The organism is Herbaspirillum sp. GW821-FHT09A12 (assembly GCF_059418325.1).
On the sequence record NZ_JBWKPR010000003.1, the window covers coordinates 223,085 to 240,469 of the forward strand.

At 51.9% G+C, this 17,385-nt stretch carries 1 protein-coding gene; it reads right to left on the bottom strand.

Annotated features, from left to right (window positions below; all coding sequences use genetic code 11):
- Nucleotides 1–4 precede the first annotated feature (4 nt).
- On the bottom strand, nt 5–17,380 hold the full coding sequence (locus AC07N6_RS11210) for an SPM autocatalytic domain-containing protein (RefSeq protein WP_494781911.1): 17,376 nt from the start codon (nt 17,378–17,380) through the stop codon (nt 5–7).
- Nucleotides 17,381–17,385: the final 5 nt, after the last annotated feature.

The following is a 17,385-nucleotide window of genomic DNA, read 5'->3' on the forward strand; positions in this document are numbered from 1 at the left end:
GTACTTATGCAACCAACTTCATATCTGAGCTCGACGCTGCGGCGAGTTGTCTTTGGATCGTTTGTGCTCCGCTACCAAACTGAGTGTCAGAAATCGTCGTTTGTACCCCGGCCAACCAGGATCCACTCAAGTTCCCGTTCTGGGCATACTGATAGGCCAGATCACCGCCCAATGCCACGTTGTCACTGGAGGACAGGTGCGCCGCCAGCAATCCATCGGTCAATGCCCAAGGCGTCACAGGTTGGAACGCAGCTTCTTGTGCCAAACGTGCTTGATCATATTTCTGTACCAGATTGGCAAGATTGAAGACCTCTACCTTATGGCTCTTCAGATCATCAGATGACGATGCGTCAAAGTCGCCGCCTTCCGTAAAGAGCTGCAACGTAGCGAAGCTTTGTTTTGCAACACCGGAATACCAGTCCTTCAGCGTTATCGAATCACCTTGGCCAACACTGAGTACAAGATCATTTTCGCTCTTGTTAAACGAAAGATCCGCATAGCGAATGCCGCCACCCAATGACAGTACGTTTTGCGTTCCGCCCGAAATGACGGTATCAGCACCATCGCCACGGTTAAACGCGACGACATTGCGTACACTGCCCAGATTCAAGACGTCATTCCCGGTACCGCCCGACAACAGATAACTTCCATTACCTGCTGTGAGAATGTCACTACCGGCTCCACCGAACAGTGCGCCGTTTCCTGAAATGTCTGTTAGCTGATCGTTCCCAGCCCCACCAAACAACAGGTCGAATCCGGTGCCACCGTCCAGGATGTCATTGCCTGCGCCCCCTTGAAGCAGGTCATTGCCGGCCAATCCACTTAAAGTCGCAGCATTGTCGTTAGCAAACAAGGCGTTATCGCGCGCGTTACCAGTTCCCGAGGTCGCATTCCCCATCAAATACAAATTCTCGATCTGGTCAGCCAATACATAGTTGAAACTGGCTTTCACCGTATCAATGCCGCCCGAGTCTACGTTGTTGACAAGCTCAATGACCTGATCACTTTGGTTATCCACGATATAGGTATCGTCGCCAGCGCCGCCTCGCATGATGTCTTGGCCCACGCCACCATCCAGGACATCGTTACCTGCGCCGCCAACGAGCGTGTCGTTTCCTGCTGCACCCAACAGGGTATCTCCAAGGTCATTTGCAGTCAGAGCGTTGTCGTAGGCATTGCCTTCACCGCGCAATGCGCCGCCGATAAGCGTCAAGTTCTCCAGGTTTGCGTCCAAGACATAGTTGAAGCTGGATTGCACTGTGTCGGTACCTTCCCCGGCATTTTCGACAATGACGTCTCCAGCGCTGTTAACAACATAGATGTCGTTGCCAACACCCCCGATCAACGTGTCGTTGCCAGCCCCTCCCACCAACGTGTCATTCCCGGCGCCACCATTTAAGGTATTGCCAAAATCGTTCGCAGTCAGGACGTTATCCAGCATGTTACCAGTCCCCTGAGTTGCTGATCCCGACAACGTCAAATTTTCCAGATTGGCACCCAAAGAATAGTTGATGCTTGAAATGATGGTGTCCGTTCCTTGCCCTGCCAGTTCGTTCACAACATCGCCTTGCGAATCTACAACATACGTGTCGTTTCCTGCGCCACCGGACATTGAGTCGTTGCCTACGCCACCATCGAGAACATCGTTTCCTGCCCCGCCAACCAACGTATCGTTACCGACCATTCCATACAACGTGTTACCCGCGCTACTCGCTGTCAGCTTGTTGTCGAGAAGGTTGCCATACCCTGTAATGGTGGCCGACTGCAGCGTCAGGTTCTCAAGATTGTCGCCCAGTGCGTAATTGTTGAGGCCCGTGAAGATCGTATCAATACCCTCCCCGTTCAGCTCGACCACGACATCTCCAACGTTGTCGACGAAATAGGTATCGTCACCTTTACCACCACGCATGATGTCAAGACCTGCGCCACCGTCCAACGTATCAGCGCCAAGCCCACCATAAAGCGTGTCGTTGCCAACAAGGCCGTACAAAATACTGCCGGCATCGCTCGCAGTCAGAATGTTGTTGTCGGTATTACCTGTCGCGATGAGATTTACTGTAGATCCAGTAAGGGTCAGGTTCTCTACATAGTTGGCCAAGGTATAACTAACCGAAGCAATAACTGTATCGACGCCTTGCCCCGGAATTTCCCCTACGACGTCCGCAGTAGAATCAACGATATACGTGTCATCGCCGTTTCCGCCCGTCATATTGTCGTTGCCGGTCCCGCCATCCAAGATGTCGTTGCCGTCTCCATCATTCATCACATCGTTGCCTGCGCCACCGTAGAGTTTGTCGTCGCCGGCACCACCATACAGCGTATCGGCATCGGCGCCTCCATCAATCACGTCATTGCCAGTTCCCCCAGTGATGTTGTCAGCACCGATTCCTCCTGATAGCGTGTCTCCTGCGTTGTTGCCTGTAATCGTGTTAGCCAAGTCGTTACCGGTTCCAACTGTCGCCGTCGTACCGGTCAGTACGAGATTCTCCAGATTAGCACCCAGCGTGTAGTTGATACTGGCTTGGACGGTATCTGTACCTTCATTCAGATTCTCGGTAATCACATCACCCGTTTGACCCACGACGTAAGTATCATTGCCGACACCGCCTATCATCGTGTCGTTTCCGGCCCCACCTATGAGAGTGTCATTGCCAGCAGCGCCGTTGAGTGTGTCACCAAGATCATTGGCAGTAATGATGTTATCCAGTGCATTACCAGTACCTTGAGTGGCGGTACCAACAAGCGTCAGGTTCTCAACATTGTTACCCAAGGTGTAATTCAGGCTGGCGATAACCAGATCTGTTCCTTCGCTGGCATTCTCCGTAACAACATCACTCAATTGATCAATATAGAAGGTGTCGTTACCGGCGCCGCCAATCATGTTGTCATTGCCTGCATCTCCATAGAACGTGTCATTACCCGCGCCACCGCTTAACGTGCTGCCGGCAGAATTAGCACGCAGCACGTTATCTGCGGTGTTACCCGTAGCAACCAACCCCGCCGTCGCCCCAGTCAACGTCAGGTTCTCAACATTGGCTGCCAGCGTATAGGAGATCGACGACTGTACAGTGTCGACTCCGGCACCAGTGGCTTCCGTGATGACATCCGACGCATTGTCGACCACATAGGTATCATTTCCGGCTCCACCGGCCATGGTATCAGCGCCAACACCACCATCAATGAGGTCATCGCCCGTACCACCCGTTATCGTGTCATTGCCCGCACCACCCAACAAGCTATTGCCCAGATTGTTACCGATGATCGTGTTGTTGAGATCGTTGCCGGCACCTTGAGTCGCGGCTCCAGTCAGCGTGAGTTTCTCGATATTGGCCGCCAATACGTAGTTGGCACTCGCGAATACTTGATCGGTACCTTCGTTGAGGTTCTCTACGATCACGTCACCCGACTGGCTGATGTAATAGGCATCGTTCCCCAAACCACCTGTCAGAGTATCACCCGCATCATTGCCGGTAATGACGTTATCCAGAGCATTACCGGTTCCCACCTTAGCTGCCCCGAGCAATGTCAGGTTCTCAAGGTTCGCTCCCAGGGAATAGTCAATCGACGACTTCACTAAGTCCGTACCCTCGTTGGCGTTCTCGGTAACGACGTCTCCAACTTGCCCCACGACATAGGTATCGTTGCCAGCTCCGCCGATTAGCGTGTCGTTGCCAGCACCACCTATTAGCGTGTCATTGCCAGCACCACCTGCCAACGTCGAGCCGACATCATTGGCGATCAATATATTGTCTGAAGCATTCCCTGTGGCCGTAAGACCTGCGGTCGTTCCAGTCAAGGTCAGATTCTCGAGCGCTGTTGCCAGCGTATAGGAAATACTCGATTTGACGGTATCGATACCGGACGTATCAGAAATCTGATCTCCAGCACTATCAACGACGTAGGTATCATCACCGTCGCCGCCAATCATCAGATCATTCCCAGCGCCGCCATCCAAGAAGTCATTGCCCGTATTCCCTGACAATGTATCGTTATCGGCTCCGCCGTACAGGTAATCATTTCCGGTTCCGCCATTCAACGTGTCGTTGCCGGCGCCCCCAGTTAAAGTGTCTCCCGCATTGTTTGCGTTAATGACGTTAGCAAGTTCGTTGCCCGTTCCAGAAAGGGACGTTGCGCCAGTCAGCGTCAGGTTCTCGACGTTAGCGCTGAGGGTATAACTGACCGATGCCTGCACCGTGTCAGTACCTTCACCTGCATTCTCAATAACAACGTCGCCAGATTGGCCAACAACATAAATGTCATTGCCAATTCCACCAATTAATGTGTCGTTGCCAGCACCGCCAATCAGGGTATCGTTACCTGCACCACCAGATAATGTATTGCCGGCATCATTTGCCGTTAGCACGTTATCTAATGTGTTACCCGTTCCATTGATGGCCGACACACCAGTTAGGGTCAGATTCTCCAAGTTTGCGCCAAGGGTGAAGTCGACACTGGATTTCACTATGTCAGTGCCTGCATTGGCCCCCTCGGTGACTACATCGCCCAGCGAGTCCACGATATACGTATCGTTTCCTGCGCCGCCACTCATCGCGTCGTCACCGGCACCGCCATCCAAAAGATCGTTTCCGCTGCCACCTGTGATCGTGTCGTTACCACCGCCGCCCGAAAGTGTCGCTGCAACAGTGATCGCAGAAGCATTGATGATATTGGCGCCACCATTGCCTGTACCGATAGCGGCGCTGCCCAACAACTGGAGGTTTTCAAGGTTGTCGGACAATGTATAGTTGATATAAGTCTTGACGGTATCACCCCCCGCTCCAGCGGCTTCAACAATCTGATCAAGCACCGAATTAATAACGTAAGTGTCATTACCTGCACCACCGTCCAAGATGTTGCTTCCGGCTCCACCATTTAGCGTATCGTCGCCGTCACCGCCGTAAAGGGAATCAGCTCCCGCCCCCCCAGTGATTGTGTCATTCCCAGCACCACCAGAGAGAATATTTCCCCCTGATCCGCCAATGATGACGTTATCCACATCGCTGCCAATGCCTTGTAATCCTACTGTCGCACCAGTTAGCGTCAGGTTTTCAAAGTTAGCACCCAGGGTATAGCTAAAGGAGACGGAGATTGTGTCAATCCCCTCGTTGGCATTCTCAATCACGACATCATTGATATTGTCCACGACGTAGGTGTCATTGCCCAATCCACCGCGCATAGTGTCGATACCAGATCCGCCATCCAGTGTGTCATTACCGGTGCCACCAATCAGCGTGTCGTTTCCGTCATACCCGGCTAAAGCATTCCCCAAATTATTTCCAGTGATGACGTTGTCTAGCCTATTGCCTAGACCTGTCGTTCCACCAAGCAGAACCAGATTTTCTACGTTATCAGGGCCAATTGGACCGAGGTTGTAATCGATATAGGAGTAGACCGTATCAACACCTTCGTTGGCATTCTCGGTGACCTTATCGAAGATATTATCCACATAGTAGATGTCGTCACCGGCGCCACCTTTCATGATGTCGCCCTCGGTTCCTCCGTCCAGAACATCATTCCCGGCTCCGCCGAACAAGTTGTCTGAGCTTGCTCCACCATATAGGCGGTCCCCCAGATCGTTGGCATAGAGGTTATTGAGACCCGCGTTACCCGTTCCGGTGCGAGCACCTCCTGCCAGCCTGAGCGTTTCCAAGTTGGCGCCTAATGTCCAATCTACCGATGCAATGACCGTGTCGATCCCGCCTGCGCCCCCCTCCACAACGACATCCTGTACATTGTCAACGATATAGGTATCGTCGCCGAGGCCGCCCGTCATGGTGTCGGAACCTGTTCCACCGTCCAAATAATCGTTTCCTGCGCCAGTCGTAAGAGTATCGTTGCCAGCACCGCCATAAAGACTCACTGCGCCTGAAACTCCAGCGGATAAAGTGATCACGTTGTTGAGATCATTACCGCTGGCCGAAACGGAAGCAACCGTGACTACCAAATTTTCCAGGTTGGCAGCCAACGAGTAGTTTACTGATGTATAGACCGTCTCAGTTCCTTCATTCGCATTTTCGACAATGATGTCGCTGCTATTGTTGACGTAGTAGGTATCGTTACCTACGCCACCAATCAACGTATCTGTTCCTGTACCGCCATATAGCGTGTCATTGCCAGCACCGCCAGACAACGTATTGCCGAGATTGTTAGCCGTCAGAATGTTATCAAGCGCATTACCTGTACCTTGTGTGGCGTTTCCAGTTAGTGTCAGGTTTTCGATGTTTGCGCCCAAGGCATAGTCAATACTCGATTCAACGGTATCAACCCCTTCGTTCAGATTCTCGGTAACAACGTCACCCACTTGGTCTACGGTATAAGTGTCGTTGCCAACGCCCCCCGCCATGGTATCTGCACCGGCACCACCAATCAGCGTGTCGTTTCCTGCACCACCGATTAGAGTACTGCCACCGCTGTTTGCAGTCAGCACGTTGTCCGAAGCGTTGCCCGTTGCAGTCAGTCCAGAGGAAGATCCTGTCAGCGTCAGATTCTCGAGGTTTGCGGAGAGCGCGTAGCTCAATCCCGTAATCACCGTATCAGTACCTGCGCTCGCCGCTTCCGTGATGACATCATTCACGGAATCAACAACATAGGTATCGTTCCCAGATCCGCCGGCCATGTTGTCATTTCCGGTACCACCATCCAGGAAGTCGCTTCCGGCCCCACCAGTCAACGTGTCGTTACCAGCACCGCCATACAGCGTGTCACCGGCGTTGTTGGCGATGATGATGTTGTCGAGTTCGTTACCAGTTCCCTGGATAGAGCCGCTCCCGACCAAGGTCAGATTCTCGACGTTGGCAGTCAGCGTATAAATTGAGGCAGATGACTGTACAGTATCGACGCCTTCATTTGCATTCTCGATGACGAAGTCATTGGCGGCATAGACCATATAGGTGTCATTACCTGCACCACCTCGCATGGTGTCATCAGCTCCGTCAGAATTAAACGCGGATACGAAGACACCTGGATCCAGCAGGTCGTTTCCGGCACCGCCGATCAGAATATCGCTTCCCGTTCCGCCACGCAGAGTACTGCCTGCATCGTTGGCGATCAGCACGTTATTCAACTCGTTACCGATAGCAGTGAGTCCTGTCGTTGTGCCTGTGAGAGTAAGATTTTCCACGTTAACCGAGGCGGTATAGGAAACGCTCGACAAAATGGTATCTGTGCCAGAACTTGTCGCTTCGGTCACAACGTCGGACACACTATCGACAACATAGGTATCGTCGCCTAGACCACCGGACATATTGTCATTACCGCTACCACCGTCTAGCAGGTCATTACCTGCACCCGAAGACAACGTGTCGTTACCGTTCCCGCCGTAGAGCGTGTCACTTCCCGAGCCGCTGTAGAGCGTGTCATTACCGTCGCCACCCGACAAGATATTGCCGTTCTCATTGCCCGTAATGACGTTAGCCAGCTCGTTTCCTGTTCCCGTTTTCGCACTTCCCAATAAGGTAAGGTTTTCCAGGTTTGCGCCGAGGGTGTAGTTAATGCTCGCTTGAACCGTGTCGGTTCCCTCGTTCAGGTTTTCTGTGACGACGTCACCGGCCTGACCTACGACATATGTATCATTGCCGGCGCCACCGATAAGAACATCATTACCATCACCACCGACGAGCCCGTCGTTACCAACACCGCCAGAAAGCGTGCTGCCCACCGAATTGGCACGCAAAACGTTGTCCGATGCATTGCCCGTACCGGTCAATCCCGCCGTCGTTCCCGTGAGTGTGAGATTTTCCAAATTCGCTGACAAGGTATAACTGATGCTGGACTGCACCTCGTCTGTACCACCGCTGGCGGCCTCGATAACTACATCGCCCACACTATCGACAACATAAACATCGTTACCAGCCCCACCGGCCATCTGGTCATCCCCCGCCCCACCATCCAGAACATCATTACCGGAGCTACCAATCAATGTATCGTTGCCACCTCGTCCATAAAGCTGTCCCTGTACGTTGCTAGTGGACAGAATATTGTCTTTATCGTTACCGACACCTTTCAATGTCGGTGAGAAACCCGACAGAAGCACTAAGTTCTCAACGTTATCGCCAAGCGTATAGTCGACATAGCTTCTGACTGTATCGGTGCCCTGACCGCTATTTTCTGTGACGACGTCAGTAGCGCTGTCTACAATGTAAATGTCATCCCCAGCTCCGCCAGCCATCGTATCGTTACCAGCACCACCATCCAGGGTGTCATTGCCTGCACCGCCGATCAAAACGTCATTGCCGGCGCCTGCGGATAGCGTAGCTCCTGCGTCATTGGCGATGAGGGTATTGTCGAGTGCATTGCCAGTTGCTGTGAGGCCTGCCATGGTACCGGTTAACGTCACGTTCTCGATGTTGATACCAGCGGTATAGCTGAAACCGACTTTGACCGTGTCAATGCCTTGCCCAGCACCTTCGTTGACTACATCGCTAGCACTATCAACGACGTAAGTATCATCCCCCAGACCACCAGCCATGGTGTCGTTACCGGCACCACCGTCGATAAGGTCATTACCTGTTCCACCGGTGATGGTGTCATTACCTGCTCCGCCAGATAGAGTGTCACCGGCGTTGTTGCCGACAATAACGTTCGCCAGTTCATTACCCGTACCAATGGTGGCAGTAGATCCTGTCAGAGTGAGATTCTCGATATTGGCGCCTAGCGTGAAATTGACGCTGGACTGGACAATATCGGTACCTTCGTTCAGATTTTCTGTCACCACGTCGCCCGCCTGACCTGTCACGTAGGTGTCATTACCGGCGCCGCCGATCAAGGTGTCGTTGCCGGCGCCGCCAATCAAGGTGTCGTTGCCGGCACCTCCAGACAAGGTGTCGCCGAGGTCATTACCTGTCAATATGTTATCCAGGGCATTGCCAGTTCCCTGGGTCGCTCCCCCCTTTAACGTCAGGTTTTCAACGTTCGCGGCCAACGTGTAGTTGGCCGTCGAAATGACCAGATCGGTTCCTTCGCTTGCGTTCTCGGTGACGGTATCTCCGGCTTGATCTACGTAGTAAGTGTCGTTCCCAGTGCCACCGATTAACGTGTCGTTACCCGCCCCACCGATCAACGTATCGTTACCGGCGCCAGCATTGAGCGTATTACCTGCGCTATTGGCTCGCAGAACGTTATCGGATGCATTGCCAGTCGCAGTCAAACCGGCTGTGGATCCCGTCAGCGTGAGATTTTCTACGTTGACGGAAAGGGTGTAGCTAACGCTAGACTGCACGGAGTCCGTACCGGCACTTGCCGCCTCAGAGATCACATCGCTGGCACTATCGACGATATAGACGTCGTCACCAACACCACCGCTCATCGTGTCATTGCCGGTCCCGCCATCAATAATGTCGTTTCCGCTGCCACCGGTGATGGTGTCGTTTCCGGCTCCGCCGGAAAGTGTATCTCCTGCATTGTTACCAATAATGATGTTTGCCAACTCATTACCGTTACCGATGGTGGCCGCTGTACCTGTTAGCGTCAGGTTCTCCAGATTCGCGCCCAGCGTATAGTTGACGCTAGACTGAACCAGGTCGATACCTTCATTCAAATTCTCTGTAACGACATCGCCTGCCTGGCCAACAACGTAAATGTCGTTTCCAGCGCCGCCGATCAAGGTATCATTACCGCCACCACCAATCAGCGTGTCGTTGCCGGCTCCTCCCGAAAGTGTATCTCCAGCGTCATTACCTGTGAGGACATTGTCGAGTGCATTACCTGTACCAACTGTGGCGGTCGTACCAGTTAAGGTCAGGTTCTCAACGTTGTTACCCAAGGTGTAGTTGATACTAGAACGAACGAGATCAGTTCCTTCGTTGGCGTTTTCCGTCACGGAGTCGCCGACTTGGCCCACCACATAGATATCGTTGCCGATACCGCCAATCAGCGTGTCATTGCCCGCGCCGCCGATCAGAGTGTCGTTACCTGCACCGCCATTCAAGGTGCTACCAACACTATTGGCGGTAAGGACATTGTCCGATGCGTTACCGGTTGCAACCACCCCGGTTGCAGATCCAGTTAAGGTCAGATTCTCAACATTGGCACTGAGTGTGTAACTAATTGCCGCAAAGACGGCATCAGTTCCAGAACTAGCGTTCTCCGTGATGACGTCGGCCGAGTTATCGACGAAATAAATATCGTCTCCGGCCCCGCCGGCCATCGTGTCGATACCCGAACCACCGTCGATAACGTCATTGCCGATACCACCAGTAATCGTGTCATTACCGGCGCCGCCTGATAAGGTATTTCCGGCATTGTTACCGATGATCACATTTGCCTGATCGTTGCCTGTACCGATCGTTGCGATCGCTCCGGTCAAAGTCAGGTTTTCAAGATTGGCGCCTAAGGTATAGTTGATGCTGGATTTGACGGTATCGGTACCTTCTCCTGCGTTCTCGATCACGACATCAGTAATTTGGTCAACGCCGTAGATATCGTTACCTAGACCACCGATCAACGTATCAGTACCCGCGCCACCAATGAGAGTGTCGTTACCTACGCCCCCACTCAAGGTGCTGCCAGCATCATTCGCGGTCAACACGTTGTCCAACTCGTTGCCATTCCCGGTAAGGCTCGCGTTGCCGGTCAGGGTAAGATTCTCAACATTAGCGCCTAAGGTGTAATGGATACTCGACTTGACGAGATCTACTCCCGCGCCGGCGCTCTCGATGACAATATCAGCGGCGTCATCTACGACAAACGTGTCATTCCCAGCCCCCCCGGACATGGAGTCGGCGCCAGTTCCACCATCAAGAACGTCATTTCCGCTCCCTCCAATCAAGGTGTCGTTACCACCCGCTCCCGACAATGTATTACCAAGGTTATTGCCGGTAATAACGTTGTCCAACGCATTCCCGGTACCTGCCCTCGATCCATCGATCAAGACAAGATTTTCAAGGTTATCCCCTAAGGTGTAATTTTCGTAAGCATAGGCTCTTACCGTATCAATCCCGCCACCCGCCAACTCGACAATCGTGACACCGTTGTGAGAAACGTAGGTGTCATTGCCCACTCCACCAATCACTGTATCGATGCCACTAGAACCACTGTCCAGAAAGTCGTCGCCAGCTCCACCAATCAAAAGATCATTCCCTGCGCCGGTAATTAACGTTACGCCGTTATCATTTCCGATAAGAATGTTATTCGATCCGTTACCAGTACCTTTCTTTGCCCCGCCCGTTAGCGTCAGATTTTCTACGTTGGTACCAAGTACGTAATCAACACTGGAAATTACCGTATCTGTTCCCTCACCAGCGCTTTCAATGACAGCGTCATATACGTTATCAACGTAGTAGGTGTCATCCCCAGTTCCGCCTCTCATGGTGTCAATACCTTCACCACCATCCAAGGTATCGTTGCCCGCACCACCTGTCAGCGTATTAGCAAGGCTATTACCGGCAATTTTGTTGTCCAGCTCATTGCCCGTCCCGGTCAGCGCATTTCCCGTGAGCGTCAAATTCTCCAGATTGGAGAGCAGTGTGTAGTTAACGCTGGAACGAACAGTATCGATGCCCTCTCCGACATTTTCGACAATCACGTCCTGGGCACTATCAACATCGTAGATGTCGTTACCTTTTCCACCGCGCATGCTATCGGCACCTGTACCGCCGACCAGAATATCGTTCCCCGCGCCGCCAACGAGGACGTCGTTTCCCCCACCGCCAGAAATGACATCACCTGCATCGTTGCCTGTAATCGTATTGGCCTGGTCATTGCCGGCGATACTCACCGACTTATTACCAACAATAATCAGTTGTTCAACGTTGTCAGGCAGTGCGTAGCTTTCCGATGTGCGGACCTGATCGATACCGCCATTTGCACTTTCGATGATCACATCGTGGACGTTATCGACGAAATAAACATCATCTCCGGCGCCACCCGCCATAGTGTCTGCGCCGATACCGCCGTCAATGACGTCATTCCCAGCACCCGAGGAAATTACGTCATCCCCAGCGTCACCAAACAACGTATCTCCTGCATCATTGCCCACAATCACGTTGCTCTGTGCATTGCCATGTCCATTCTTGGCAGCACCAACTAACGTCAGATTCTCCAAAGTCTCTGTCAGGCTAAAATCGATACTTGACTTAACAGTATCGACACCTTCGCCCGCCACTTCGATGATCACGTCTGCCATGCTGTCGATGACATAGGTATCGTCGCCTACCCCGCCAATCAACGTATCGGCACCAGCACCGCCGTCAAGTACGTCATTGCCTGCGTTGCCAACCAACGTATTGCTGGCTGCGTTACCGATCAAGACATTATCCGCACCGTTACCGGTGCCGTTGATCGCCTGCGCTCCCGTCAATGTAAGATTCTCGACATCGTCTTCAAGCGAATAGGTGACACTCGCCTTGACTGTGTCGCTTCCTTCGCCTGTCTGTTCGACGATCTGGTCTGTCAAACTATCAACAATGTAAGTGTCATCGCCGATCCCGCCAATCATCATATCGGCACCAGAACCGCCATCGATCACATCGTTACCGGCACCGCCATACAGTGTATTATCGGCACGGTTACCGATAATGATGTTGTCCAGGGTGTTACCGGATGCACTATGGGCAATCCGCGGATCGGACGAATCAAGATCCGAGCCCGGATTATCCGCGTTGACCGCATCCGTCAGGGTGAGATTTTCAAGGTTCTCTCCGAGAACATAACCATCCAGACTTGTTCTGACCGTATCGCGGCCTTCGTTAAGCTGCTCATTTACGACATCCAGTTTGTTGTCGACGACATAGACGTCATTGCCCGCCCCCCCAGTCATCCGGTCAACACCAGCACCGCCATCCAGGAAATCGTCGCCCGCGTCACCTTGCAGTTGATCGGCGCCATCTCCGCCCGACAGCATGTCATTGCCGTCCCCGCCAAACAGAGCGTCATCCCCATTGTTGCCGTAGATTTCGTCGTCGCCCGCATCTCCAGACACGACGTCATTACCAAGGCCACCGTCAACAAAGTCGTTACCTTCACCTGCAAATATCACGTCATTGCCAGCTTCGCCGAATAGCGCATCCGCGCCATCCTGACCAAAGATCAGATCATTGGCATTCCCGGCAAATACTGTGTCTCGTCCAGCACCTGCGAGAATCAGATCTTCGTCTGCACCTGAGTAGATGACGTCATTTCCATCACCACCTTCGATTGAATCGTTGCCTTGGTCGTCAAAAACGAAGTCGTCGCCCGCTCCGGCGATGATGTGATTGCTACCAGTAGTTCCAGTTAACGTGTCGGCCTGATCGCTGCCGTTGATTTCGGTTGCCGCTGAAAATTGGCTATGTGTCAGTACTTGTTGGGATCCGTCAGCCTTACTCAAAAGAACCTGATCTGTCACTTGGAAAGAAACGTCCGCAGCCTGTATTGCACTGCCATCGACCATCGTGACTTGTGTCATCCCATGGATGGTATTTCCATTGGAAGTAGAGAAGTGACCATCGCTGGTTAATGAAATTTCCTTGACCCCAACTTGGGTCAATGTCCTTACTTCACCCTCGTCGGAAACACCGTTCCCATTGGCATCCTGCCATACACGCAAGTGATCCCACAGCGCATCGCTTGCATCGATCTTTCCATCTTTGTTGCTATCGAAGGCAGCCAAGCCTTCCAAGTCAGTCTGTGCACCCGCCACATACTGCGTAAAGCTGATTTCTCCCTGTCCTGAGATCTTTCCATCCTCATTGGCATCGAACGCCAGTAGACCATCGCCGCCTGTTGTCCATCCCATTTGATAGCGCCAACCGTCATTCTTGATATCAAAGAAAGCGTTGCTAGTTGACGCGCTTTGCAGCGTAATTCCGTTGCGATCGAGATCTAAAATGATCGGAGCGCCCCCCTGATCCTGAGGGATAACAAGCGGAGGCAGCGTCACTAATATCGTCTTGGTAGAGGAGGCACCGTGAGAGTCCGTGACAGTGATCTGAAATGCATCTTGCTGCCCAGATTGCCCCTCCAAATATACGGGCGTTCCGATAACATTCGCCAGTGGAGGACCGTATGCCTCTGGAAAGTAGGCCCATTTCCCATTTTGATCTATCGCCACTTCACCATAGCGCGTTTTATAGAGGCGGGCGTTAGTGGGAATATTTTCTATGGAAATTGGCGCTATACCGAGAGGATCAAGTGCCGAAGGGGAAAAAGGACGTCCTGTATTGTCGTAGCCCGTGAATACACTATAGCGAAATTGGGTGTCATCAGGATCAGCAACGGTCAACTGCCCATAGTAGTGATCGTCGTATGCTATTGGTTGATCACGATACTGGACGTCGAAGTTGAATTTTGGCGCATCACCGGTCTGTGTGTCGCCAGGAACTACAATAAACGGAACCGCTCCGACACCTGGAGAAGTGAGAGCAACCAGATGATAGGGTTCATTTGTATTTGTATTCCCATCCCAGTCATTTCCGTTCGCATACTTCAGGACATACCCGTAGATCGGGGTTTGATTATGTCCATCACTTACTATTTGAGGCGCATCATTCACGGGGGCGAAGTCTAACTTGACCTCCGCATTCGCGGCATTCCCAAATCCATCGGTTTCCCAATAGGTAAAACCAGCATCCGTTCCGAAGTAATCTTTTTCTGGAACAAAATAGACGATTCCGTTCTGCATCGTGACGGTGCCATGCCGTGCGTCGCCCACGGAAGTCATGACGAGGCCGGCACCAGTGACGTTGCCAACCTTGTCGTTCTTGAGAAGATCCGCGACGAAGATATTGAGAGGAATATCCTCGATACCATTGGCAATGTGATCCATGCCGGGTGCAATATTGGACAAATCCTCGAGCTTGGTCACAATCATTGACACCGAACCATCACTGGATTCGACTACGATTCCGCCTTCTACGTTGTGCGTCCGTGTGCCAACCGCATTTGCTTGCAGATCAGGACTGGCCAATTGATAAGTCTGGCCATTTCTATCGTAGCTGCCCAGCGTATAGTGAAGCGCGGTGATACCCAGATCCTGCAGCGACTTCACTTCTCCAGTGTTGATAACACCATCTCCATTGGCGTCCTGCCACAGCCTCAACTCATTGAAAACCGGGTCGTACGCCGTGATATTCCCGTCGCCGTTGGCATCCACCCAGCGCAGACCAGCCAGCCCTTTGGCAGAATCAGCTACAAATCCGTTGGAGAACAGCTCACTACTGTCATCGATGATGCCGTTGTAGTTACGATCTAGAACCAAGAAGGCATCTTGCTTATTAATCCAGGAAGTAGATTTATAGAATCCGCTATTGTCGATGTCGAAGACAATGCCAGCGTTATCCTTTGAGACGATCTGAATGCCATCCCCATTGAGATCAAGGACAATAGGACGCCATGTTTCTGTCGTTGCTCCTGGCTGCAGTGCCGGAGCCATTTGATTATTTCGTTGAGCGCGCTGGAGCTCAGTGAGCCCAGCTTGAGGATCACCGCTGAGGGTCTGCAGTCGGGCTGTTTCTACTTCCCACATCGGCGCGATGGCTTCTCGTCCAAGCGCCGAATAGATGAACTGTTGAGAGAATCTACGGAAGAATTCTGGCGTACCCGCAACGGCATTTGTTGGAATACCGTCGTGGTTGTAATAAATAGTGCGATCCTTGCCAGTGACAGGATCGATATCGTAGATACCCCAACCGCTTATTGCATTGGCATACAGTCCCGGCAAACGATTGGCGATAAGACCAAGTGGCGCACCTGGATTCTGCGCTTGAGCGTCCTGCATAATCTGACGAAGATTCGTCAGGAAGTTATTCATCGTCTCGATGACAATCTGTTCTCCACCACCTTCTGCATACTTGATTGCAATTCCAATAGAGCCATCGTCATTCCATTTATACGCACCAATAGAGGACGGAGTATCACCTTCCGACAGAAATCCGTAGACCATTTGGACTGCTGCCAAAACTGCCCCTGCTACCGGGAAGAATGCGCCAATCGCGCTAACGACAGCACCTACATAATTGCCTTTTGAAAGGTTATAAGCAGCACCAATCAGACCAACCGCTTCACCCAGAGGCGTGGGGCCATCGGGAGTAACAGGAGTTACATAATCTTTAACGTAGGAATAAACACCAGATTGCTCTAGTGACTCCTTAAAGAAAGTCGCGCCAATGTTAGTTAGCTGCGCGCCAGCATAGATTGTGCCTAGGGCGTCACCATCTCGGATCGTCTTTTGGAGGAACTGTAAGGTGGAAAGCGTATTCAGAGCAGTTGCAGCTCCGGATAACGTTGTATTAACCTGTCCAGCATACGCCTGCATGTTGACTAGCGTATTCACCCCAGCGGTCACAATGGGCAGGTTTTTTCCACTCTGTACTGCTTGAACGAGGGATAGAAAGTTCGATGTTGCATTGACAGCATAGATGAGGTTATTTGAACCTACCTCTGGATACCGATCCAACACTGTCCCATCAGGATTCGAAATCCGTTTTAGTATTCTCCCGTCATTTAAGACGAATGTAGTCTCACTTGAACCGTCGTCCAATGTTTTGGTAGTCGGAGGAATGCTATATGAGGTCGTTAGTCGATTTCCTCGTGTTCCATATTCACTCCATATTTGCCCTCCATACTCATTGGTAGCCTCGGTATGGATTGCTGCTTTAGACGAATCAAATGTGCGATCTAAAGGGACATCAGATATCGCTAAACCAGTATTTCGAAAAAAATTGACCATTGCCCCTAGAGACAGAGCTCCAAGACCTTGACCATTGTCGTAGAAGCCGCCAGCATCGCCATGATTGCCGTAGTAGTCAAATGTGGATATGGCTGGATCACCAAAGTCTACCGCAGTGAATTCACGCCTAAACTCATCCATTGAACGAAGGACACTGATGTTCTGGGCATTGGGGGCAAAATCCAGATTTCCTTGTACTCCTGTAAAAACAGGATCAATGATAAAGCCAGCTGAGATTCCCACCTGCCCTGGTGCTATTAGCACAGCCCCTGTATTTGGATCAATCAAGCCTTTTTGATAGAGCATCTGAGAAAATACTGCGGCAGATGCTCCACCTCGACTAAATGAGCTGACCATCGACGTAACGCTACCACCGGGATTACTATTCAGCCACTTCCCTGCAGCCTCCGCAAAATCGTTATATGCACGTTGTGCGGTATTAATAATCTGCTGAGTTGGGAAGACGGATGATCCAAGTATTGCCCCATCTGTTCCCGGTCCAGAATAATATTTCGATTCGACATTGTCAGACTGATTCACGAGAGAGGCGATCATAGCCACATTGGTCATCACCTCCCCGGCAGGAACATTGGCCCAATCATTTCCTGTGCCGTCAAAGTTCGCAAAGAACACAAACTGATTTGGTAAAGTCACATTCCCCACACTTGCAGCAATAGCGTTGGCTTCCACTATCGCCTGCGCAATCTCTTGTTGTGTAAGTGCCCGAACTACTTGCATCCTCA

What these genes read in the sequence shown, in the direction of transcription:
- AC07N6_RS11210 (WP_494781911.1), bottom strand. Translation starts at nt 17,380, where the DNA reads ATGCAAGTAGTTCGGGCACTTACACAACAAGAGATTGCGCAGGCGATA.